The organism is uncultured Sphingomonas sp. (assembly GCF_913062585.1).
Classification (GTDB): Bacteria; Pseudomonadota; Alphaproteobacteria; order Sphingomonadales; family Sphingomonadaceae; genus Sphingomonas.
Map to the genome: position 1 here is coordinate 300,724 of NZ_CAJXWX010000001.1, position 20,793 is coordinate 321,516.

Consider the following 20,793-nt stretch of genomic DNA (forward strand, 5'->3'; position numbering starts at 1 on the left):
GGTTATCCCTAGGTTGTTCACGGTTTTATCCACAGGGGTGATGTTCCACGTGGAACAGGGGTGGGGTCCTGTTTGGCGCTTCCTCCCCCATCCCCTCCCGCAGGCGGGAGGGGCGTGCGTTGTTGAAACGGATGGCGCGCCTCACGCGGTAAGCCCCTCCCGCAGGAGGGGTTTGGGGAGGGCCTCGCCACAAAGCCATTCGGCCCAAGACCATATCCAAATTCCCCACACCCCGTTGCCAACCTGTTCCCACTCCCCCAAATCAAAAGCGTGACCACGCTCCCCCACCCCGCCCTGCACGCCAGCCATAGCGGCGTGTGGATATCCACCGGGGGACAGACCCGCGCCGTCTCACGTGGGGAGGCGATCGGGCTGGCGTCCGAAACCCCCGTCATCCTGCTCAACGCGCCGCTGATCGGACAGCGGCTGGGCTATGCCGAGCTGTCGGGGCTCGACATCCTCGAGCTGTTCGCGTTCCTCCGTCCCGCCCGGTTCGCTGTCCCTACCCCGCATGGCCTCGCCCGCGCCTGTGGAATGGAACCGCCGGAGAGCGATGCCGAGGTTGCCAGCTTTCTCCTCCGCGCAACGGAGAAACTGCTCGCGACACCCGAAGGCGCCTGGCCCGAGCGCGAAGGCGCCTGGACTGCCGCGCAAAGTCTCGCCCGGCTCCGCTGGCCCTGGGCGCCGCTGATCGGACCGCGCCTGGCCCGGCCCGACCGCAACGAGCGTTGGCTGTTCAGCGCACTGCCCGAATGGGAAGAGGACGCCCCCCGCCCCGCCCCGCGCACCATCGACCTGCCGCCGCAGGACTCGGAGGAGCGACTGCGACGCCTGACCGGCGACGGTGCCGAGGAACGCCCGGGCCAGCGTGCCTATGCCGCCGCCGTCACCGCCGCCTTCGCCCCGCGCGCGGTGCGGGACACGCCAAACATGGTACTGGCCGAGGCGGGGACCGGCATCGGCAAGACACTCGGCTATCTCGCCCCCGCCAGCCTCTGGGCCGAGCGCGCGGGCGGCGCGGTATGGATCTCCACTTATACCAAGGCGCTGCAACGCCAGTTGAGCGGTGAGACCGCCCGCATCTTCCCCGATGCCGTGTTGCGCAAGGAGCGTGTCGTCACCCGCAAGGGCCGCGAGAATTACCTTTGCCTGCTGAACCTGGAGGATGCGCTGCAAGGCGGGTTCGCCGGGCGCGCGGCGGTGCTGGCGCAGCTGGTCGCGCGCTGGGCTGCCTATACCGCCGATGGCGACATGGTCGGCGGCGACCTGCCCGGCTGGCTGACCACCTTGTTCCGCCGCAACGGATCGGCCGCGCTGACCGACCGGCGGGGTGAGTGCGTCTATGCCGGGTGCCCGCATTACCGCAAATGCTTCATCGAGCGCGCCGCGCGGGCCTCGGTGCAGGCGGACATCGTCATCGCCAATCATGCGCTGGTGATGGTCAACGCCGCGCGCGGGCGCGAGACGCAGACGCGGCCGACCCGCTATGTCTTCGACGAGGGCCATCATCTGTTCGACGCGGCGGACTCGATGTTCGCGACCGCACTGACCGGCGCGGAGACGATCGAGCTGCGCCGCTGGATCCTCGGTCCCGAAGCCGGATCGCGCGGCCGTCGCCGGGGTCTGGCCGCGCGGCTATCCGACGTAGCCAGCTATGACGAGGGCGGCAACCGCGCGATCGGCGATGCGGTGCAGGCGGCGCACGCCTTGGCGAGCGAAGGCTGGCTGGGGCGGCTGGCAGAGGGTCAGCCCTTCGGCCCGATCGAGAGCCTGTTGGCGGCAGTGCGTGGGCTCGCCTTTGCGCGCGCCGAGCAGCCGGGCGATGCGGGATACGGGCTGGAGACCGAACTCGCCGATCCCTCGCCCGAGCTGATCGACGCCGCCGGACCAGCCGCCCACGCGCTGGATGCGTTGCTGCGGCCGCTGGTCACGCTCGGCCAGCGGCTGGAGGCGGTGTTGCAGGAGGCGCCCGACTGGCTCGACGGGCAGGCGCGGGCGCGGGTCGAGGGCGCGATCGCCTCGATCGCGTGGCGCGCGGAAACGGTGGCCGCCTGGCTGTCGCTGCTCGCGCGGATCGGCGGGCCGGTCAATGCCGATTTCGTCGACTGGCTGGCGGTCGACCGGGTCGAGGGGCGGGAATATGATATCGGCCTGCATCGCCACTGGCTCGACCCGACCCGCCCCTTTGCCGAGATCGTGCTGAAGCCCGCGCACGGCGCGCTCGTCACCTCGGCGACCTTGCGCGCCGGGGGCGACTGGGACGTGGCGGAGGCGCGGACGGGCGCGCCGCATCTGGCGCGCGGCCCGGCCCATTTCGTCGCAGAGAGCCCGTTCGATTATCCCGAACGGGCGGAGGTGCTGATCGTCACCGACGTCAAGCGCGGCGATATTCCACAGCTTGCCAATGCCTATGCCCGGCTGATCGCGGCGGCCAAGGGCGGGACGCTGGGCCTGTTCACCGCGATCCGGCGGTTGCACGGCGTGCATGGCCGGATCGCCGACCGACTGGCGCGCGACGGGCTGGCGCTGCATGCCCAGCATGTCGATCCGATCGACACCGGCACGCTTGTGGATATCTTCCGCGACGATCCATCCGCCTCGCTGCTCGGCACCGATGCGTTGCGCGACGGGGTGGACGTGCCGGGCTCCTCGCTGCGGCTGGTGGTGATGGAGGGCGTGCCCTGGCCCAAGCCGACCGTCCTCCATGCCGCCCGCAAGCTGGCGGGGGGCGGCAGCGCCTATGACGACCGGATCGTGCGCGCGCGGCTGGCGCAGGCCTTCGGGCGGCTGATCCGGCGGGCGGATGATCGCGGGGCGTTCGTGCTGCTGTCGGCCGCGATGCCGTCGCGGCTGCTCGACGCCTTTCCGCCGGGCGTGGCGATTTCGCGCGTGACGCTCGACGAAGCGGTCGCGCGGGTGGCGGCGCGGCTTTCCTCAGACGCCGGGATCGGGCATGAGTCGGACAAGATCCTGCCAGCCGCCGCCCCGGAGACGCCGATCCGATGAAGACGCTGACGCTGCTTCGCCATGCCAAGTCGAGCTGGGACGATCCGGTCGCGCGCGATTTCGACCGGCCGTTGAATGCCAAGGGACGGCGCGCCGCAGCGATGATCGGGCAGCATCTCAAAGCGCTGGACATGACGTTCGACCATATCCTTGCCTCCCCCGCGATCCGGGTGATGGAAACGCTGGACGAGGTGTCGGGCGGTTATGGCCGCAAGCTGGAGCCGGTATGGGACAAGACGCTGTATCTCGCCTCCGCCGCCAGCCTGCTGGATCGGGTCCATGCGCTGTCCGATGATTGCGACCATGTGCTGATGGTCGGGCATAATCCGGGGCTGGAGGATCTGGTCCTCGACCTGACGCTGGACGGCGCGTTGCGCGAGCGGGTGGAGGACAAATATCCGACCGCGACAGTGGCGCAGATGACACTGCTGATCGACCGCTGGGCGGACGCGCGTGCGCATAGCGCGACACTGGTGGCGTTCGTCCGCCCGCGCGATCTGGACCCGACGCTGGGGCCGGATGCGCCGTAGCTGGGTTTCATATTTTCCAGCTGTCTTAGCGAAGATCGACAATCCGCAGGGTTATATCCACCCCGGCGAAGGCCGGGGTCCAGTTCCGCAGCGATTATAGTTGCTTACGACAGATTTACCCAACTGGATCCCGGCCTTCGCCGGGATGGTGGCATGTTTTCCACATTTTCCCTTGGTGCGTGGTGCAACAAAGATCAGCCGTAAGTGCCCCACCATCACCGGACTCACGCCCGGCGGTCCCCCTCCCCAAGCCGAGCTTGGGGAGGAATGGGTTATTTGCCTTCCAGCTTCGCCTTCAGCCCGGCCAGCGCACCGAACGGCCCCGCTTCGTCCTCGCTGATGACGCCCGCTTCCTTCAGCGTCGCCGCGGCATCGGGGCTGCGGGGGAAGGGATCGAGCGACAGGGCCATGGTCTCGGCCGCCGCTTCGCCCAGGTCGATCGTGCCGCCTTCGATCTCGATCGTGTCGAGCGAATCCTCGGACAGCTCGATTTCCTCGTCCGCACCGTGGCCCAAGGGCTCGACGAAGCGCAGGGCGACCGGCTCGTCGACCTTGGCCGGGACAGGGTCGCCCGTGACCGAACAGGGCTGTACCACCGCGCCGCGCACCTTGCCCGTCACCAGGATCCCGGCCGCATCGCGCCGCACGACCAGTTCGGCGGACAGCGCCTCGACCGACAGCAACCCGAACCGCCCGGCCAGGGCGCGGCGTTCGTCGGCGGTGGTGTCGATCGACACCAGCTTTTCGCGCTCGCCGATCGTGTCGATCTTTTCGGGGCGGCTCCATTCGGGGGTCACGGCAATTCTCCAAGCGTCAGGCGGGCCAGCGTTACGTCCGCCAACCGCTCATGTAGGGTACGAAGCACTGTCCGAACATGGGGAACCGCATTCGGGTCCGCCGGCGCCTCGCCGCGATAGAGGTTGCGGACCAAAGCTGCATCCATCGTGCTCGCCTCCCCCGCCAGGCCGTCGCGATATGCGCTCAGGCGCCCGCCGAGCATCGCCATCATCCGACCGATATGCTTGCCGACCACGATATCGCCGATACCCAGCTCGCGCAGCTGCCCGTCCATGTCGGTGACGAAGCGCTCGGTGATCCGCGCCGACGGGGCCCCCCCCTCGGGCTCCGCCTCCAGCCGGATCAGGACGAGCGAGAGGATGGCGGCGATCATGTCGAACCGGCCATCGACCGTATCAGGCACCGCGCCGTCCAGATACCAGTGCGGTTCGCGGGCGCGGAGCACGACGGCATTGTACAGCGGCAGCACCGCGTCGCCGTCGCGCCCGAAATAGCGCGCCATCCCCCGCTTCAGCCAGCCCAAGGCCATGCGCCCCTCCCCTATCTCTGCACGATCATCACCGCGCCATGCTTGTGCGCGCCCTTCCCTTGGCATATCGAGGGGGTGACGGTCGAGCGGATCGACCGCCTGTAATTTTGCCTGTGCGGCCGATCCCCCGGCCCGGAGATGATGATGAGCGTTTCTTCCACCCGCGCCGCCCTTGGGATCGGCCTGGCATTGGCCATGGGCGCGTGCACCCCGCTGCGGTCGCATCAGGGTTATGTGGTCGACACCGATCTCGTCAACTCGATCCAGCCGGGCGTCGACAACCGCCAGTCGGTGCTCCAGACGCTGGGCACGCCGACCATCGCCAGCCAGTTCAATGGTGGCGACTGGTATTATGTCGCCCGTGACAGCCGCAACCTGGGCTATACCCTGCCCCGCCCCGCCTCACAGATCACGCTGCAGATCAGCTTCGATCCGGCGGGCAACGTCACCACGATCCGCCGGGCGGGCATCGACCAAGTCGCCGACATCTCGCCCTATGGCAAGATCACCCCGACCCTGGGTCGCCAGCGCGGCTTTTTCCAGGATCTGTTCGGCAATATCGGCACGGTCGGCGCACCGGGCGCCGGGGCTGGCCAGGGCGGTGGCATGGGCGGCGGGCGTACCCGGCCGTAAGGGCCGGGGGACCTTTCCTCCCATTCCCCACCTCCGTTCAGCCTGAGCGAAATCGAAGGCCAAGGGAATCTCTTGGCCAGGGATGTGGCGTGCACTTCGACTTCGCCCAGTGCGAACGGACGTTGAGGTGGCTGGGTTTACGGTAATGCGCCCGCCCCCCGTTTGGCCGCGTCGCGTGTTAAGCAACGACGCGGCCGTGCCGTGCTTGGACCGGCACGATCCCGAAAGGGGGTGGGATCGGGCCTGCTAACGCCCCAAAACGAAAATGGGTTCGCAAGCGGGCCTATTTCCCGCCGGCGAACCCATCAAAACCGTAGCGTCGGCAGGGCCGAAGCCCCCCCGCCCTTACTGGTTCATCGAGTCGAAGAAATCCTCGTTGGTCTTCGAGTTCTTCATCTTGTCGAGCAGGAACTCCATCGAGTCGATCGTGCCCATCTGCATGAGGATGCGGCGCAGCACCCACATCTTGGACAGCTTGTCCTTCTCGACCAGCAGCTCTTCCTTGCGGGTGCCCGACTTGCCGACATCCATCGCCGGGAAGATGCGCTTGTCCGCCACCTTGCGGTCGAGGACGATTTCCGAGTTGCCGGTGCCCTTGAACTCTTCGAAGATCACCTCGTCCATGCGGCTGCCCGTGTCGATCAGCGCGGTGGCGATGATCGAGAGCGAGCCCCCCTCCTCGATGTTGCGCGCCGCGCCGAAGAAGCGCTTGGGCCGCTGGAGCGCGTTCGCATCCACACCGCCGGTCAGCACCTTGCCCGACGACGGCACGACCGTGTTGTAGGCGCGGCCCAGACGGGTGATCGAGTCGAGCAGGATGACGACATCCTTCTTGTGCTCGACCAGGCGCTTGGCCTTTTCGATCACCATCTCGGCGACCTGGACGTGGCGCTGCGCCGGTTCGTCGAAGGTCGAGGAGACGACCTCGCCGCGCACCGAGCGCTGCATGTCGGTGACTTCTTCCGGACGCTCGTCGATCAGCAGGACGATCAGAAAGACTTCGGGATGGTTGTCGGTGATCGCCTTGGCGATGTTCTGCAACATCACCGTCTTACCCACGCGCGGGGGGGCGACGATCAGGGTGCGCTGGCCCTTGCCCTGAGGGCTGACGATGTCGATGACGCGCGCCGACTTGTCCTTCTGGGTCGGGTCGGCGGGGTCGAGGATCAGCTTCTGCTCGGGGTAGAGCGGGGTGAGGTTGTCGAAATTGACGCGGTGACGGACCGCTTCCGGGTCATCGAAATTGACGCTGGTCAGCTTGGTCAGCGCGAAATAGCGCTCGCCGTCCTTGGGGGCGCGGATCTCACCCTCGACCGTATCGCCGGTGCGCAGGCCATGCTTGCGGACCTGGTTGGGCGAGACATAGATGTCGTCGGGCCCGGCCAGATAGTTTGCTTCCGGCGAGCGCAGGAAACCGAAACCGTCGGGCAGCACCTCGATCGTGCCCAGGCCCATGATCTGGTCGCCCTTCTCCGCCTGTTCCTTCAGGATGGCGAACAGCAGGTCCTGCTTGCGCAGCGTCGACGCGCTCTCGACACCCAATTCCTCGGCGAGTTGCACGAGGTCGGCGGGCGTTTTCTTCTTAAGGTCTTTCAGATGCATGGTCGGTCCGGCTGGTCGGAGGGCGTCGGTCGGCGAGGATCGCGGCGAAACGAGGCGTATCGATAAGGAAGCGTACCCGACGCGAGGACCGCGCCGTACCCTTGCGAGTTAGGATTCGGGGAACCCCAAGTCAATGGGGAAAGGCTTCTTAAGCCCCTCCCGCAGGCGGGAGGGGTTTGGGGAGGGTAAGGAGTTTCACCGAGACCAGCACTTGTGGCTTTTCCCTCCCCCGGCCCCTCCCGCCTGCGGGAGGGGAGAAAGATATTACTCCCGCCTGCGGGGGGGGGCTTAAGAAGGAAAAGAAGAGGTCAAAACGGCTTGATGACCACCAGCACGACGATGATCGTCGCCGCCAGCGCAGGGACCTCGTTGATCATGCGCAACTGCTTGCCGGTCAGCTTCATCTCTCCCCGCGCCAGCTTCTTCGCATAGCCGACCATCCAGCCATGATAACCGCTGAGCAGCAGCACGAAGAACAGCTTGGCATGGAGCCAGCCCAGCCCGGGCACGCCGGAGAACAGCCCCAGCGAGCCCGCCAGCAACAGCCCCAGCACCCACACCGCGATCATCGCCGGCGTCAGGATAATCGAACGCAGCTTGCCCTCGCGCTCCACCCAGCGCGCGGCGTCGGCCGCATCGCCCGCGACCAGCGCCTCCTGATGATAGACCAGATAGCGCGGCATCATGAACAGCCCCGCCATCCAGAAGATCACGAAGATGATATGCGCCGCCTTCACCCATTCATAGGCGGCTCCCAACAATCCGATCATGCTTGGTTCCTCACGCGGCCGATCAGCCGCTCGACATGCGCGATCGGCGTGTCGGGCAAGATGCCGTGGCCCAGGTTGAAGATGTGCGGCCGCTCGGTGAAGGCGGCAAGGATGCGATCCACCGCCTCGTCCAGCGCCCCGCCGCCCGCGATCAGCGCCAGCGGATCGAGATTGCCCTGCACCGGCAGCCCCTTTGGCAGATAGGTGTCGGCCCAGACCGGATCGACTGTCTCGTCCAGCCCGACCGCATCCACGCCCGTCTCACGCGCATAAGCGGGCAGCTTGCCCCCTGCCCCCTTGGGAAAGCCGATCACCGGCACGCCCGGGCAGCGCGCCCGGACCCCCTCGACGATCGCGGCATTGGGCGCGATCACCCAGCGCTCGAACTGCGCCGGGGAGAGCGAGCCCGCCCAGCTATCGAAGAGTTGCACCGCCTCCACCCCGTTGGCGACCTGCCCTGCCAGATAGTCGATGGTCATCGCCACGATCGCATCGATGATCGCGCCGAAGCCTTCGGGATCGGCATAGGCGAAGCGCCGCGTCTCGCCCTGATCCTTGGACCCCTGCCCCGCCACCATATAGGTCGCGACCGTCCAGGGAGAGCCCGCAAAGCCCAGAAAGCTGGTCTGGGACGGCAATTGCGCCTTCACCCCCGCCACGGTGGCATAGACCGGGTCGAGGCGCTCAGGGACGGTCTGCAAGGCATTCAGTGCGTGATCGACCAGTGCCGGCACCAGACGCGGTCCCTCCCCCGCCCCGAAGCTGAGATGCTGGCCCAGCGCCCAGGGAACCATCAGGATGTCGGAGAACAGGATCGCGCCGTCGAAGCCGAACCGCCGGATCGGCTGGACCGTCACCTCGGCCGCGGCGACCGGATCGGTGGCGAGCGCAAGGAAGCCCCCCTTCTCGGCTCGCAGCGCGCGATATTCGGGCAGATAGCGTCCGGCCTGTCGCATGAGCCACATGGGCGGAGTCGCCTGCCGCTCTCCGTTCAGCACGGCGAGCAGGGGTTTTTTGATCGCAACGTCGGTCAGGAGACCCCCCTTCTTCTATTCAAGAAGATTCTAAAGATGGATTGTTGAAGTGGTTGGCACGTTGGTTGTCGGGATTATGCGGCTCTCCCCATTATGCCAACACGTTGACTCATGGGGAATCGCCGATTCAACGGGATTCGGATTCATGACCCCCGTAACTCACAGGCTGTGGAAAAGAATCGGGCCTGTGAGATTCATTGTGGACGAATCGGTCGTTATCCACCGGCCATGGGTCGCTTGGCCGGTCGGCGAAGTTACGCTACCGATTCTTCCCATGTTATCCACAGAGTCATTAGGCCGGTCATGACGACGCGGCTCCACCTGCATCTTCTGTCCGATTCCACGGGCGAAACGCTGGAGAACATCGCCAAGGCGGCGCTCGCCCAATATGACGATGTGGAAACCGTCCGGCACTTCTGGCCGATGGTGCGCACCGAAAGCCATCTGGAGCGCATCCTTCAGGAGATCGCCCAGAATCCCGGGCTGGTGATCTACACGCTGGTCAATCCGGCGACCCGCCGCATCCTGGAAAGCCGGTGCCATGCGCTGGGCCTGCCCACCGTCGCGCCGCTCGATCCGGTCAATGCCGCCCTGTCGGGGCTGCTGGGGGTGCAGGCCAAGATGCGGCCGGGCCGCCAGCATGTGCTCGACGCCGCCTATTTCGCGCGCGTCGATGCGATCCAGTTCACCATCGCGCATGACGACGGCATCGCCTGGGAGGAATGGGAGGAGGCCGATATCGTGCTGGCGGGGGTCAGCCGTTCGTCGAAGACGCCGACCTCCATCTATCTCGCCAATCGCGGGTACAAGACCGCCAACATCCCGATCGTGGTCGAAAGCCCCCCGCCCCCGTCGCTCTACACGCTGAAAAAGCCACTGGTCGTCGGGCTGACGACCAGCGCCGACCGGCTGATCGCGATCCGGCGCAACCGATTGCTCTCGCTGAACCAGGCGCCCGACACCGATTATGTCGAGCAGGAGGCGGTCAATCGCGAACTGACCTTCGCCAGGCGGATGTTCGCCGACAATGACTGGCCGGTGATCGACGTCACCCGCCGCTCGATCGAGGAGACGGCGGCCGCGATCATCTCGCTCGTGAATCAAAGGAAGTCCGCATGATCATCCTCGCCTCGCAAAGCGCCTCGCGCCGGGCGATGCTCGACGCGGCGGGCGTCGCCTATGAGGCGCTGCCCGCGCGGGTGGACGAAGCCGGCGTCAAGGCGGCGATGGCGGGCGTCTCCCCGCGCGACCTGTCCGATGCGCTGGCCGAGATGAAGGCGGTGAAGGTGTCCGCCAATGCCGGGCCGGTGCCGGTGCTGGGGTCGGACTCGATCGTCGCGCTCAGCGACGGCACCTTGCTCGACAAGCCCGAGAGTCGCGAACAGGCGGCCGAGCATCTCGCCCGGATGAGCGGCGGGAGCCACGAATTGTGGAGTGCCGCCGTCATCGCCGAGCATGGCCGCCCGGTATGGCGCCATGTCGAGCGGGCGAAACTCCATGTCCGGCCGCTCTCGCCCGCCTTCATCGATTCCTATCTGGACCAGGAGTGGCCCGAAATCGCCGGCTGTGTCGGTTGTTTCCGGATCGAGGGGCCGGGGGTGCAGCTCTTCTCGCGGATCGAGGGAAGTCACTTCACGATCCTGGGGATGCCGCTGCTGCCCGTGCTTGGCTATTTGCGCGAACGCGGCTGGATGCCCGCCTGATGGCGCGTCCTTATGCGGAAGTGATCGGCGACCCGATCGGACATAGCAAATCGCCGAAAATCCACGGCTTCTGGCTGAAGGCGCTGGGAATCGAGGCGGAGTATCGCGCCACCCATGTCGCGCCGCACGCGCTGCCCGGCTATTTTGCCGAGCGGAAGGCCGACCCGGACTGGCGCGGGTGCAACATCACCGTGCCGCATAAGATTGCCGCTTTGGACCATGTCGAGGATCGGGAGGATGTGCGGACCGTGATCGGGGCGACCAACACCGCGTTTCGCGGTGCGGATGGCGCGCTGGTCGGAACCAACACCGATGCCGCGGGCTTTGCCGCGCCACTGGCCCGCTTCGATCTGGCGGGAAAGCCGGTGACGGTGATCGGGGCGGGGGGCGCGGCGCGCGCGGTGCTCTATGCGCTGGCGGGCATCGGCACGGGGCCGGTCACGCTGTTCAATCGCAATGTGGACAAGGGCGCAGAGCTGCTTTCCGCCTTCGGTCTCGACGGACAGGCGCTGCCGATCGGCGAGGGCGTGCCGCCGAGCGCTTTGGTGGTCAACGCGACCAGTCTCGGCATGACCGGCCAGTCGCCGCTCGACCTCGACCTGTCTGCCTTGCCGGAGGACGCGGTCGTTTACGATATCGTCTATGCACCGCTGGAAACGAACCTGCTGGCGGCGGCGCGGGCGAGGGGGCTAGCCACGATCGACGGGCTGGAGATGCTGATCGGCCAGGCGGCGGTTGCGTTCGAGCGGTTCTTCGGCGCTGCGCCGCCGCGGTCTCGCGATGCGGCGCTGCGCGGCATTCTGCTCGGATGATCGTCCTGGGGCTCACCGGCTCGATCGGCATGGGCAAGTCGACGGTCGCGCAGATGTTTCGTGACGAGGGCGTGGCGGTCTTCGACGCCGATGCCTGTGTCCACCGGCTGCAGGGGCCTGGTGGAACGCTGGTCGCGGCCATTGAAGCGGCCTTTCCCGGCACCACCGGACCCGAGGGCGTGAATCGCGCCGCTTTGGGCCGGGCGGTGTTGGGCGATGATTCCGCCATGCGCCGACTTGAGGCGATCGTGCATCCCGCGGTGCAGGCCGAGCGCACGGCCTTTCTGGCGGCCCATGCCGAGTCTGCGCTGGTGGTGGTGGACGTGCCGCTTTTGTTCGAAACGGGCGGTGATAAGACTGTGGATAAGGTGTTGGTCGTTTCGGCAGAACCCGCCGTGCAGGAGGCAAGGGTGTTGAAAAGACCGGGCATGACGCGCGAGAAATTTGCCGCAATTCTAACGCGTCAGCTGCCTGATAAAGAGAAGCGCGCGCGCGCCGATCATGTCATCGCGACCGACATTCCATTGGCCGAAACGCGTGAAAAAGTGCGGGCGCTGATCGCTTGCATGACCGGCTCCGAAGGCCGATAGTCTGTTCATGAGAGAGATCGTTTTCGACACCGAAACGACAGGGTTCAAATTTTCGGAAGGCGACCGGCTGGTCGAAATCGGCTGTGTCGAACTGGTCAACCGGGTCGAGACCGGTCGTACCTATCACGCCTATTTCAATCCCGAACGTGCGATGCCTGCCGAGGCGCAGGCGGTGCACGGCCTGTCCGATGCCTTCCTGAAGGACAAGCCGGTCTTTGCCGAGGGCGTGGCCGAATTTCTGGATTTCATCGGCGACGCGCCGCTGATCGCGCATAATGCGACCTTCGACTTCGGCTTCATCAATGGCGAACTAGGCGCGCTGGGCTTTCCGCCGGTCGATGAGAAGACGCGGATGGTCGACACGCTGGCGATCGCGCGCAGCAAGCATCCCGGCGCCAAGCATACCCTGGACGCGCTCTGCTCGCGCTATGGCATCGACCGTTCGCACCGCGTGCTGCACGGCGCGCTGCTCGACGCGCAGCTGCTGGCGCAGGTCTATGTCGAGCTGATGGGCGGGCGGCAGATCGGCCTGGGTCTGCTTGCCGATACCGCCGAGGAGAGCGGGCCGGTGATCGTCGCCCGCGCGCCCGCCAAAGTCCGTCCGCCGCGCATCTTCCGTCCCAGCGAGACGGAACTTGCCGCCCATGCGGCGTTTCTAAAGGACATAAAGGATCCAGTTTGGGGGGCCGAGGCGTCCGGTTGACGCCACGGGACAGGCCAAAAGGACCGTCCCATCAGAGTGCATCAAGGAGAAGACGATGGATATCCGGATTTCTGGTCATCAGGTCGAAACGGGCGACGCGCTGCGGACCCATGTGACGGACCGGCTTCAGGGTATCGCCGAGAAATATTTCGCCCGCGCCATCTCGTCCGAGGTGACGTTCGGCAAGGGCCCGCACGATGTCGGGTTCAAATGCGATATCGTGATGCACGTTACCCGCGGCCTGGTGTTGAAGGGCCGCCACGATGCGCAGGACGCGCATCTCGGCTTTGACGGTGCGGCTGGAAAGATTGAAAAGCAGCTGCGCCGCTATTCGCGCCGCCTGAAGGACCGCAACCAGGGCCAGGCGATCGAACTGGCCGAGGCGGGGGCCTATGATGCGGGCTATACCCTGTTCGCCGAACCGGTCGATGAGGAAGAGGCGGGCGATGCGCCCCTGATCATCGCCGAAACGCGCGTCGATATTCCCGATGCCAGCGTGTCGGATGCGGTCATGATGCTGGATTTGCGCAATACTGCGGCGCTGTTGTTCAAGAATTCGGGTACCGGATCGTATAACATGGTCTATCGCCGGGGTGACGGAACCATCGGTTGGGTCGAACCGCAACGGGGCGGCACGGCCGGATAAACTCTATCGTTCTTCCGCGCGGGCCGCTAATAGGCGGGCCGCGCGGGGGCGCACCGGATAAGACCATGAACGATTTCAGCGATCTGTTGCGCCACGAAACGGTGCTGGCGGGTATCACCGCCGCGAACAAGAAGAGCCTGTTCCAGACTCTGGCCGGTGCCGCGTCGGGTCCGGCGGGGCAGGATGCCAAGCTGCTGGCCGATGTGCTGACCGAGCGCGAGAAGCTGGGATCGACCGGTTTCGGCGGCGGCGTCGCGATTCCGCATGGCAAGGTGGCGGGGCTCGACCAGATCGTCGGCGTCTTTGCGCGCCTGGCCCAGCCGGTGGATTTCCAGGCGGTGGACGACATGCCGGTCGACCTGGTCTTTGCGATGTTCTCGCCCGCCGATGCGGGGTCGGCGCATCTGAAGGCGCTGGCGCGGGTGTCGCGGCGACTGCGTGACAAGGGTTTCGTCGCCAAGCTGCGCGGTGCAGGCTCGCCGGATGCGATCTGGGCGCTGCTGACCCAGGACGAGGCGCGTGACGCCGCGGCCTGAGGGCGAAGCCGCGCATTTCCGGGCGCTGGAGGCGCTCTATGCCGAGGCTCCGATCAACCGGCTGTTCGAATCGACGCTGGAGATTCCCGAACCGGGCGTCGCGCGGATCCGCTTCCGGGTCGATGAGCGCCATTATCACGCGGCGGGCGCGGCGCATGGCACGAGCTATTTCAAGATGCTCGATGATGCGGCCTTCTACGCCTGCAACAGCCTGGTCACCGACCGTTTCCTGCTGACGACGCAGTTCAACCTGCTGCTCACCCGCCCGATGAAGGCGGGGGATGTTGTGGCCGAGGGACGCTGGGTCAGCGGACGGCGGCGGGTGTTCGTGGCGGACGCGCGGCTGATCGACGCGCAGGGCGAGGAAGTCGCGCGGGGCACCGGCACCTTCATGCGCTCGCAGATCGCGCTGGCGGGGCTGCCCGGTTATCGGACCGCCTGAGGCCATGGACGGCCGCCTGCCCAGCCATATGCTGGTCTCTGCGCTCCTGCGCCGGATGAACGATAGCGGCGGCATGGGCATGGTGCTGGCCAAGGGCGATGCGCAGGGCGGCGGCATCCTGGTGATCGCGATCGGCCCCGACCGGACCGCGAGGGTGCTGGAGCGGGGCCTGGACCTCGACGGTCGAACCGTGCTGATCGATTCGACGCCTGCAAACGATATTTTAAGCTATTGGCGGCGGCGGCGCGCGCGCGATCCCGACCTTTGGGTGATTGAACTGGATGGCGCTGCGGCGGAACGGTTCACCGCTGAAACGATCCTGCAACATTGACGAACGCGGCCGGATCGGCCACGAGCGCGCCATCTTAAATTCGCGTTGTGCCGCGCTGGGTGCGATCCGGTCGGTTACGCAGTCGGGGGGAAGCCCGGACGAGCGCCTTTGGGCAATGCTCGGGTCCGTGATCCAACCGCATGTCTGTTCGAGTGAATGACGGTTTTCAAACGAGTCGCGGCATCTGCGGCCATGGCTCTATCTCTGGCGGGCCTTCTCGCCACCAGCACCCCCAGCCTCGCGACCAATGTTGCTGGTGCTGCTGCCACTCCCGTCAGTGCGATGACGGCTTCCGGGATCAACGCCGCCGATCTGGCGATGGTTCCCCAGAGCGCCCGGGCCACCATGTCCGCGCTCCCCGAATTTTCCCAAGTTTCCGAAGACGATGGTGATGAGGACGGCGAATATACGTCGCTCGCCGACGCCGTGGCCGACCAGGACGAGATTGCGTCGAGCGAAGAGCTCCGCTGTCTGGCCGGTGCCATTTATTTCGAAGCGCAGGGTGAGCCGCTGAACGGCCAGCTCGCCGTCGCCCAGGTCATCCTGAACCGCACCAAGTCGGGCCGCTTCCCGACCGGCGTGTGCGATGTGATCAAGCAGCGCGGCCAGTTCAGCTTCGTGCGTCGCGGCCAGATCCCGGCGGTCAGCCCGTCGCGCAGCGCCTATCGCACCGCCGTCGCGGTCGCCAAGGTCGCGCTGGCCCAGGCCTGGGACAGCACCGCCGGCAAGGCGCTGTATTTCAACACGCCGGGCAACCGCCCGGGTGTGCGCGTCCAGAAGGTCGCCGCGATCGGCAACCACATCTTCTATCGCTGACGAACCGAGCCCCGTCCGGGGCTTTGCTTTTGTTCGCCAAATGTTCTAAGTGGGCGGTATGTTGGACATGCCGCCCGCTTCGTGTGTCGAGGACCCGGCCTCGCCCCTCTGCGCCGCCGATGTCGCGCGCGGCGTGACCCGGATGCTGCTCCGCCACGACCTGATCGCCATATCCGAAGTCCCGCTGGAGGGTGGCCGCCGCGCCGACTTGATGGCGCTCGATGCGCGGGGAGGCGTGGTGGTGGTCGAGATCAAGGTGTCGCGTGCCGATATGCTGGGCGACGGCAAATGGCCCGATTATCTGGCGCATTGTGACCGCTTCTATTGGGCGGTGCCGGCCGGTTTCGACTGGTCGCCGCTGGAGAATGCGGCGTTCCTGCCCGAGCGGACCGGGATCATCGTCGCCGACCGCTATGATGCCGCGATCGTGCGGGAGGCGCATAGCGTGCCGCTTCCGGCGCATGTCCGCAAAAAGGCGACGCTGAACTTTGCCCGGCGGGCCGGGCGGCGGATGATCGGGCTGACCGATCCGGATGCGGGGATGTGATTTGTTTTGAGGGGAGGGTTTCCCTTGGCCTTCGACTTCGCTCAGGCTGAACGGGGTTAGGGTAGGGGGCCCGATACCAACTTCCGTTCAGCCTGAGCGAAGCCGAAGGCCACGCCCCACCCTCACCGCGTCAGAATCAAGGTCACGATCGACCGAGGCGGCGCGACATCCCCCGCAACCTCCATCGCCCGATGCCCCGCATCGGTCAGGATCATCCGCCGCTGCCATCGCCCCGGCACCGCCACCGTCAGCGGACGCGGGGACAGACCCGCATTGACATGGACCAGCACCAGCCGCCGCCCATCCGGTGACAGCGCACCCACCGTGTCCATATCGTCCACTGGTACCAGCCGGTCGCCCGGCCGGATATAGCGGCTGAACTGCGCCATCGCCCAATATTTGCCGGTGACGTGGATCGCATGGGGCTGGTCCGCCGCGCCCATCAGGTCGGCCTTCACGATGCCCCAGTTCGATCCCTTCTCGCCCTTGCGGGTGCTCAGATCCTCGACCGCCTGCCAGAAGACCCAGGCGGCGGGTTCCAGCCGCTTGAGGTCGCCCACGACATGCTCGGCAAAGGCCAGCGGCGTGGCCATGCCGGTCAGGTCCTCCGGATCGCCCGACAAGGGCGAGTCGTTCTCGCTCATCCACAGCCGGATGCCCGAGGCGCGGGCGATGTCGCGCACCGCCGTCTGGTGAACGGTGCCATAGCTGTGGACGTTGAGCTGGCCGATCGCGGCGCGGGTGGCGGGCGGATAGGCGGCCCAATCCTCGACGAACAGGTGCGAGGCGGTTTCGTCGGGCGCGGCGACGACGGTCGAGAGCCCCTTCGTCCTCAGCGCAGCGGCGGTGGCGTCGATCATCTGGGCCTGCCGCGCCGGGCTCCAATGCGCGCCTTCCTGGGTGTTGGCGGCGAACCAGTAACTGGTGTTGGGCTCGTTGACCGGGGACAGGGTGCGGAAGGTCAGGTGATGCCGCCGCTGGAGTTCCTCGGTCGCGCGCACCAGATAGGTGGCGAAGGCGGTTTCCAGACCGGGGCGGAGATTGTCGTCACTGCCCTTTTCCGCCCCCGATACGCGGCCGCTGACCGTCATGAACCAGGGCGGCGAGTTGGAAAACGCTTCGAAGATCGGTTGCTTCACGCGGGCGGTGATCGCGTCCAGCCACCAGCGCTGGTTGGCGTCCTGGCGCCAGTCCCACATGCCGGGGTCGTCGGGCCGCCACCAGTCCTTGCCCGTCGCACCCGCCGGTTGCCGCCAGAATCCCGGCACGGCGCGCCCGACCTTCATATAGGGCGGGGTGTCGGCCGCATTGCCGCCGCCGATATTGTAGCGCGCGATCGTCCAGCCCAGCCCGTCCGGGCCGTAAAACAGGTCGGCCAACCGCGTCCGCTCCGCCTCGGGCCAGCCGCCGGTGACATGGGCGAACCAAGCGAGCGCAGTGCCCCACCCCTCGAATCGGGTTGTGGGGCGGTCGATCGCCGGGCGCAGGGTGATCGCGACGGGGCGGTCGACCGGTGCGGGAGAGGCGGTTTGCGCGGTGGCGGGCAGGCCGATCGCCGTCATGCCCAGCGCCAGCAGACTCGCCAGCCGACGCGCGCGCCCTGTCCGTCTATTCGATCGCATCGTCATCCATCACTCCCGTTACGTCTGACTATAGGGCAGGGGGACGGGGCTGCGTCAACATCGGTCGCGCGCCGATAAAACACTCTGCCAAATCAGTATCTAAGGCTGATTTCTGTCGAAACGGTCATGTTTACGACATCCGGATGCTATTTTTCTGTTGCGGCTGAAACGGCCCTATCCTATTAATCAGACAATAAAGCGACGCATCCCGCAACGACGGGATGGGTCATCAGGGAGGGGATGAAGCGATGAAAATCAGCACCATTTTGCTGTGCGGCACGTCCATGGCCGCGCTGTGGACCGCACCGGCCATGGCCCAGGTTCAGGCCGCGACCCAATCCACCCAGGCCTTGACCGCCGATCAGGCCGCCCAGGCGCCGGTCAGCGATCAGGACATCGTCGTCACCGGCGTGCGCGAGAGCCTTCGCTCGGCACAGGCGATCAAGCGCAATGCCGATCAGATCGTCGATTCGGTCCAGGCGCAGGACATCGGCAAGCTGCCCGACGCCAACACCACCGAAGCGCTGCAGCGGATCACCGGCGTGCAGATCCAGCGTCGTTATGGCGAGGGCGCGACGGATTTCGACCATCGGACCCAGCCCGCCGTCACCGTGCGCGGCCTGACCCAGGTGCAGAATTTCCTCGATGGCCGCGCCGTCTATTCGGCCTCGGGCGGCCGCGCCTTCGATCTGGAGGGGATTCCGCCCGAACTGCTCGCGGGCATCGACGTCTACAAGAACGCCCCCGCCAACGTCATCGAGGGCGGCATCGGCGGCGCGGTCAATCTGCGTACCCGCAAGCCGTTCGATGCGGCGGGGCAGGTCATCTCGCTGACCGCACGCGGCAATTATTACGACCGGGTCGACAAGTTCGGCGGCTCGATCTCGGGCCTCTACAGCAACCGCTATGACAGTGCGATCGGCGAGATCGGCATCCTGGTCAACGCGGTCTATTCCAAGAGCCAGTATCGCCAGGACGGCCTGCTTGCGGGGCCCTTTGCCGAAGCGCAGCCGGGCACGATCGCCAACGCGCCCAGCAATGCGCGTATTCCCTACGGCTTCGAAATCTATGACGATAGCGGCGATCGCCGGCGCTTCGGCATTGCGGCCGCCGTCCAGTGGAAGGCCAGCGACGATGTGCTGGTGACGGCGCAGTATCAGGGTACCAAATATTGGTTCAACCGCACCGGCGCCTATTATTACGATTATAACAACCGCTCGAACCAGTATAACGCAGCCGGGCAGGTCACGTCCTATGGTACCGGTGCGGCGCCGGGCGCGACCTTCACCTTCAACAAGGATGGCTATGCGACCAGCGGTGCGCTGAGCCCGCAGACCTTCGAGACCGGCCGTTTCGACCAGGAATTGTGGAGCGCCAGCCAGAATTATACCTTCAATGTCGGCTGGCAGGCGACCGAACACGCGAAGATGAGCTTCGACGTCCAGTATCTGAAGTCCTATTACAATGCCGACCGCAACGGCCATGTCCTGTCGCTCTACAACCGGTCGGGCCAGACCGCGCTGACCGCGCCGCATCCCTCGACCGTGGTGTTCGACCTGCGCGGCAAATATCCGCGCTGGGACGTGACTGATCCGACGGTGCTGAACAATCCGGCCAATTACACGCTGCCGTTCATCGCCGACTCGCTCCAGCGCAACGACGCCGACACGCTCGCGCTCGCCTATGACATCGAATATGATTTCGAGGGCGGCGTGCTGCAGAAGCTGCGCGGCGGCGCGCGCTATGCGGGCAACACCATCGACCTGCGCGGGACGTGGAACGGTGTTGGCTTGTACCAGGGCGTGACACCGGGCCAGGACGCGCCCAGCGGCACCGCGCTGATCCCGCTGTCGCGCTTCCCGCAGCTGGCGATGAAGGGGCCGTCGTCCAACTGGTTCGACGGCAATACGGTGAAGGGCGGCATCCTCTATCCGGCCTTCCCGCAGGGTGACGGCGTCTGGGCGCAGACCAAGGCGCTCTATGCGCTGTTCGGTGCGAAGACGAAGGACGCCTTCACCCCCGGCGACCTGAACAACCAGACCGAGAAGACCTATACCGCCTGGGGCATGGCCGATTACGAATTCGAGGGGGCGGGTGTCCGCTTCGACGGCAGCGTCGGCGCACGGCTGGTCCGGACCGACCTGACCTCGAACGGGACGCAGTTCAACGCCGACGGCACCAGCGCGCCGCTGGCGCTGAAGAACCGGTACACCCGCGTCCTGCCGAGCGTGAACCTGCGCGCCCGGCTGACCGATGATTTCCAGATGCGCTTCGCCTATTCCAAGGGGCTGGCGCGGCCGAATTTCGACCAGCTGTCGACCAACATCACGCTGAACAATCCGAACCAGGTCAATCCGGCGACCGGCCGTCCCAGCGCCAGTTCGGGCAATCCGCGGCTCAGCCCGATCGACTCGGACAATATCGACCTGACGGCGGAATGGTATTTCGCGCCCGCAGGTTCGCTGACCGGCGGTATCTTCTACAAGAAGATCAACGGCTTCCTGGCCAGCGGCCGGATCGTCGGCACCTATGGCGGCCGGGCCTATGACGTGAACACCGTCGTCAATTCGGGCAGCGGCACGGTGAAGGGCGCGGAGATCGGCTATCAGCAGTTCTTCGACTTCCTGCCGGGCCTGCTCAGCGGCCTGGGCATCCAGGCGAACTATACCTATGTCGACTCGAACGTTGCCAATCCGTTCGCGGGCAACAACCCCAATGCGCCCTCGTCGCTGCCGCTCGAAAAGCTGTCCAAGCACAGCTACAATCTGATCGGCCTGTACGAAAAGGGCCCGGTGACGGCGCGCGTCGCCTGGAACTGGCGGTCGAGCTATCTCGATGCGACCACGGGCAGCGGCGCCAATGGCGAGGCGCAATATGCCAGGCCCTATGCCTCGCTCGACGCCTCGCTCAACCTGAACCTGACCAAGAATCTCGCCGTCTCGGTCGATGCGGTGAATCTGAACAACCGGATGAACGTGCTCTATATCGGCACGCCCTCCGCGCCGCTGCAATATCAGCTCAACGACCGGCGCTTCGGTGCGTCGATCCGCGTCCTGTACTGACGTTCCCCACTCGGCACGGGGGCGACGCCGTCCCCGTGCCGCTTTTGCTATGGCGAACGGATGATCGAACGAGACGACAGC

At 66.1% G+C, this 20,793-nt stretch carries 21 protein-coding genes; 15 read left to right on the top strand and 6 right to left on the bottom strand.

Annotated elements, in window-relative coordinates; genetic code table 11:
- Nucleotides 1–270 precede the first annotated feature (270 nt).
- Nucleotides 271–3,006 carry an ATP-dependent DNA helicase gene (locus tag QZ546_RS01395; protein ID WP_294233483.1) on the top strand — a complete coding sequence of 912 codons (2,736 nt, stop codon included), beginning with the start codon at nt 271–273 and terminating at the stop codon, nt 3,004–3,006.
- Entirely contained in the window at nt 3,003–3,536 is a 534-nt protein-coding gene (locus tag QZ546_RS01400) for a histidine phosphatase family protein (protein WP_294233486.1), read from the top strand. The genes QZ546_RS01395 and QZ546_RS01400 overlap by 4 nt, the downstream gene beginning before the upstream one ends.
- 272 nt (nt 3,537–3,808) lie before the next feature.
- On the opposite strand, the gene QZ546_RS01405 is transcribed toward QZ546_RS01400, so the two are convergent.
- Nucleotides 3,809–4,333: a DUF177 domain-containing protein gene (locus tag QZ546_RS01405; protein WP_294233488.1), complete on the bottom strand. Its 525-nt coding sequence runs from the start codon at nt 4,331–4,333 to the stop codon at nt 3,809–3,811.
- Complete coding sequence (locus tag QZ546_RS01410) at nt 4,330–4,863, bottom strand: ubiquinol-cytochrome C chaperone family protein (RefSeq protein ID WP_294233491.1); 534 nt, start codon at nt 4,861–4,863, stop codon at nt 4,330–4,332. The genes QZ546_RS01405 and QZ546_RS01410 overlap by 4 nt, the downstream gene beginning before the upstream one ends.
- A 144-nt stretch (nt 4,864–5,007) precedes the next feature.
- Here QZ546_RS01410 and QZ546_RS01415 point away from each other — a divergent pair, with 144 nt between their 5' ends.
- Complete coding sequence (locus tag QZ546_RS01415; RefSeq protein ID WP_294233494.1) at nt 5,008–5,496, top strand: outer membrane protein assembly factor BamE; 489 nt, start codon at nt 5,008–5,010, stop codon at nt 5,494–5,496.
- A 345-nt stretch (nt 5,497–5,841) separates the two neighbouring features.
- On the opposite strand, the gene rho is transcribed toward QZ546_RS01415, so the two are convergent.
- From rho to hemE, 3 genes are all read right to left on the bottom strand, one after another.
- On the bottom strand, nt 5,842–7,098 hold the full coding sequence (rho, locus tag QZ546_RS01420) for a transcription termination factor Rho (protein ID WP_042486922.1): 1,257 nt from the start codon (nt 7,096–7,098) through the stop codon (nt 5,842–5,844).
- A 308-nt stretch (nt 7,099–7,406) separates the two neighbouring features.
- Nucleotides 7,407–7,868, bottom strand: a complete 462-nt coding sequence (locus QZ546_RS01425; RefSeq protein ID WP_294233498.1) for a CopD family protein — start codon at nt 7,866–7,868, stop codon at nt 7,407–7,409.
- Nucleotides 7,865–8,887: a uroporphyrinogen decarboxylase gene (gene hemE, locus QZ546_RS01430; protein WP_294233729.1), complete on the bottom strand. Its 1,023-nt coding sequence runs from the start codon at nt 8,885–8,887 to the stop codon at nt 7,865–7,867. Before hemE ends, QZ546_RS01425 begins: the two co-directional genes overlap by 4 nt.
- 318 nt (nt 8,888–9,205) lie before the next feature.
- Here hemE and QZ546_RS01435 point away from each other — a divergent pair, with 318 nt between their 5' ends.
- From QZ546_RS01435 to QZ546_RS01485, 11 genes are all read left to right on the top strand, one after another.
- The gene (locus tag QZ546_RS01435) at nt 9,206–10,021 is read left to right on the top strand and encodes a pyruvate, water dikinase regulatory protein (RefSeq protein ID WP_294233501.1); all 816 of its coding nucleotides are present in this window, start codon (nt 9,206–9,208) and stop codon (nt 10,019–10,021) included.
- Nucleotides 10,018–10,605, top strand: a complete 588-nt coding sequence (locus QZ546_RS01440) for a nucleoside triphosphate pyrophosphatase (protein ID WP_294233503.1) — start codon at nt 10,018–10,020, stop codon at nt 10,603–10,605. Before QZ546_RS01435 ends, QZ546_RS01440 begins: the two co-directional genes overlap by 4 nt.
- Nucleotides 10,605–11,417, top strand: coding sequence for a shikimate dehydrogenase (gene aroE / locus QZ546_RS01445; RefSeq protein ID WP_294233506.1), 813 nt, complete (start codon nt 10,605–10,607; stop codon nt 11,415–11,417). The genes QZ546_RS01440 and aroE overlap by 1 nt, the downstream gene beginning before the upstream one ends.
- Nucleotides 11,414–12,007, top strand: coding sequence for a dephospho-CoA kinase (gene coaE, locus QZ546_RS01450; protein WP_294233509.1), 594 nt, complete (start codon nt 11,414–11,416; stop codon nt 12,005–12,007). The genes aroE and coaE overlap by 4 nt, the downstream gene beginning before the upstream one ends.
- 7 nt (nt 12,008–12,014) lie before the next feature.
- A complete protein-coding gene (dnaQ, locus tag QZ546_RS01455; protein ID WP_294233513.1) occupies nt 12,015–12,710 on the top strand; it encodes a DNA polymerase III subunit epsilon in 696 nt (231 codons plus the stop codon).
- A gap of 55 nt (nt 12,711–12,765) precedes the next feature.
- Nucleotides 12,766–13,356: a ribosome-associated translation inhibitor RaiA gene (gene raiA / locus QZ546_RS01460; protein WP_294233516.1), complete on the top strand. Its 591-nt coding sequence runs from the start codon at nt 12,766–12,768 to the stop codon at nt 13,354–13,356.
- A 65-nt stretch (nt 13,357–13,421) separates the two neighbouring features.
- Complete coding sequence (locus QZ546_RS01465; protein ID WP_294233518.1) at nt 13,422–13,892, top strand: PTS sugar transporter subunit IIA; 471 nt, start codon at nt 13,422–13,424, stop codon at nt 13,890–13,892.
- A complete protein-coding gene (locus tag QZ546_RS01470) occupies nt 13,876–14,334 on the top strand; it encodes a PaaI family thioesterase (RefSeq protein WP_294233520.1) in 459 nt (152 codons plus the stop codon). Before QZ546_RS01465 ends, QZ546_RS01470 begins: the two co-directional genes overlap by 17 nt.
- 4 nt (nt 14,335–14,338) lie before the next feature.
- The gene (locus QZ546_RS01475) at nt 14,339–14,665 is read left to right on the top strand and encodes a DUF1491 family protein (RefSeq protein WP_294233523.1); all 327 of its coding nucleotides are present in this window, start codon (nt 14,339–14,341) and stop codon (nt 14,663–14,665) included.
- A 192-nt stretch (nt 14,666–14,857) separates the two neighbouring features.
- On the top strand, nt 14,858–15,481 hold the full coding sequence (locus QZ546_RS01480) for a cell wall hydrolase (RefSeq protein WP_294233525.1): 624 nt from the start codon (nt 14,858–14,860) through the stop codon (nt 15,479–15,481).
- A gap of 58 nt (nt 15,482–15,539) precedes the next feature.
- Nucleotides 15,540–16,028 (top strand): MmcB family DNA repair protein, encoded by a 489-nt coding sequence (locus QZ546_RS01485; RefSeq protein ID WP_294233732.1) that lies wholly within the window; start codon nt 15,540–15,542, stop codon nt 16,026–16,028.
- 122 nt (nt 16,029–16,150) lie between these two features.
- Here QZ546_RS01485 and QZ546_RS01490 read toward each other — a convergent pair whose 3' ends face one another.
- Nucleotides 16,151–17,656, bottom strand: a complete 1,506-nt coding sequence (locus tag QZ546_RS01490; protein WP_294233529.1) for a glycoside hydrolase — start codon at nt 17,654–17,656, stop codon at nt 16,151–16,153.
- A gap of 242 nt (nt 17,657–17,898) precedes the next feature.
- On the opposite strand from QZ546_RS01490, the gene QZ546_RS01495 reads away from it, so the two are divergent.
- Complete coding sequence (locus QZ546_RS01495) at nt 17,899–20,712, top strand: TonB-dependent receptor (protein WP_294233532.1); 2,814 nt, start codon at nt 17,899–17,901, stop codon at nt 20,710–20,712.
- Nucleotides 20,713–20,793: the final 81 nt, after the last annotated feature.

Bases quoted from the DNA above. Each gene is read 5' to 3' on its own strand.
- QZ546_RS01400 (WP_294233486.1), top strand. From the start codon at position 3,003: ATGAAGACGCTGACGCTGCTTCGCCATGCCAAGTCGAGCTGGGACGAT.
- QZ546_RS01410 (WP_294233491.1), bottom strand. From the start codon at position 4,863: ATGGCCTTGGGCTGGCTGAAGCGGGGGATGGCGCGCTATTTCGGGCGC.
- QZ546_RS01415 (WP_294233494.1), top strand. From the start codon at position 5,008: ATGAGCGTTTCTTCCACCCGCGCCGCCCTTGGGATCGGCCTGGCATTG.
- rho (WP_042486922.1), bottom strand. From the start codon at position 7,098: ATGCATCTGAAAGACCTTAAGAAGAAAACGCCCGCCGACCTCGTGCAA.
- QZ546_RS01425 (WP_294233498.1), bottom strand. From the start codon at position 7,868: ATGATCGGATTGTTGGGAGCCGCCTATGAATGGGTGAAGGCGGCGCAT.
- QZ546_RS01435 (WP_294233501.1), top strand. From the start codon at position 9,206: ATGACGACGCGGCTCCACCTGCATCTTCTGTCCGATTCCACGGGCGAA.
- QZ546_RS01440 (WP_294233503.1), top strand. From the start codon at position 10,018: ATGATCATCCTCGCCTCGCAAAGCGCCTCGCGCCGGGCGATGCTCGAC.
- aroE (WP_294233506.1), top strand. From the start codon at position 10,605: ATGGCGCGTCCTTATGCGGAAGTGATCGGCGACCCGATCGGACATAGC.
- coaE (WP_294233509.1), top strand. From the start codon at position 11,414: ATGATCGTCCTGGGGCTCACCGGCTCGATCGGCATGGGCAAGTCGACG.
- dnaQ (WP_294233513.1), top strand. From the start codon at position 12,015: ATGAGAGAGATCGTTTTCGACACCGAAACGACAGGGTTCAAATTTTCG.
- raiA (WP_294233516.1), top strand. From the start codon at position 12,766: ATGGATATCCGGATTTCTGGTCATCAGGTCGAAACGGGCGACGCGCTG.
- QZ546_RS01465 (WP_294233518.1), top strand. From the start codon at position 13,422: ATGAACGATTTCAGCGATCTGTTGCGCCACGAAACGGTGCTGGCGGGT.
- QZ546_RS01475 (WP_294233523.1), top strand. From the start codon at position 14,339: ATGGACGGCCGCCTGCCCAGCCATATGCTGGTCTCTGCGCTCCTGCGC.
- QZ546_RS01480 (WP_294233525.1), top strand. From the start codon at position 14,858: ATGGCTCTATCTCTGGCGGGCCTTCTCGCCACCAGCACCCCCAGCCTC.
- QZ546_RS01485 (WP_294233732.1), top strand. From the start codon at position 15,540: ATGTTGGACATGCCGCCCGCTTCGTGTGTCGAGGACCCGGCCTCGCCC.
- QZ546_RS01490 (WP_294233529.1), bottom strand. From the start codon at position 17,656: ATGACGATGCGATCGAATAGACGGACAGGGCGCGCGCGTCGGCTGGCG.
- QZ546_RS01495 (WP_294233532.1), top strand. From the start codon at position 17,899: ATGAAAATCAGCACCATTTTGCTGTGCGGCACGTCCATGGCCGCGCTG.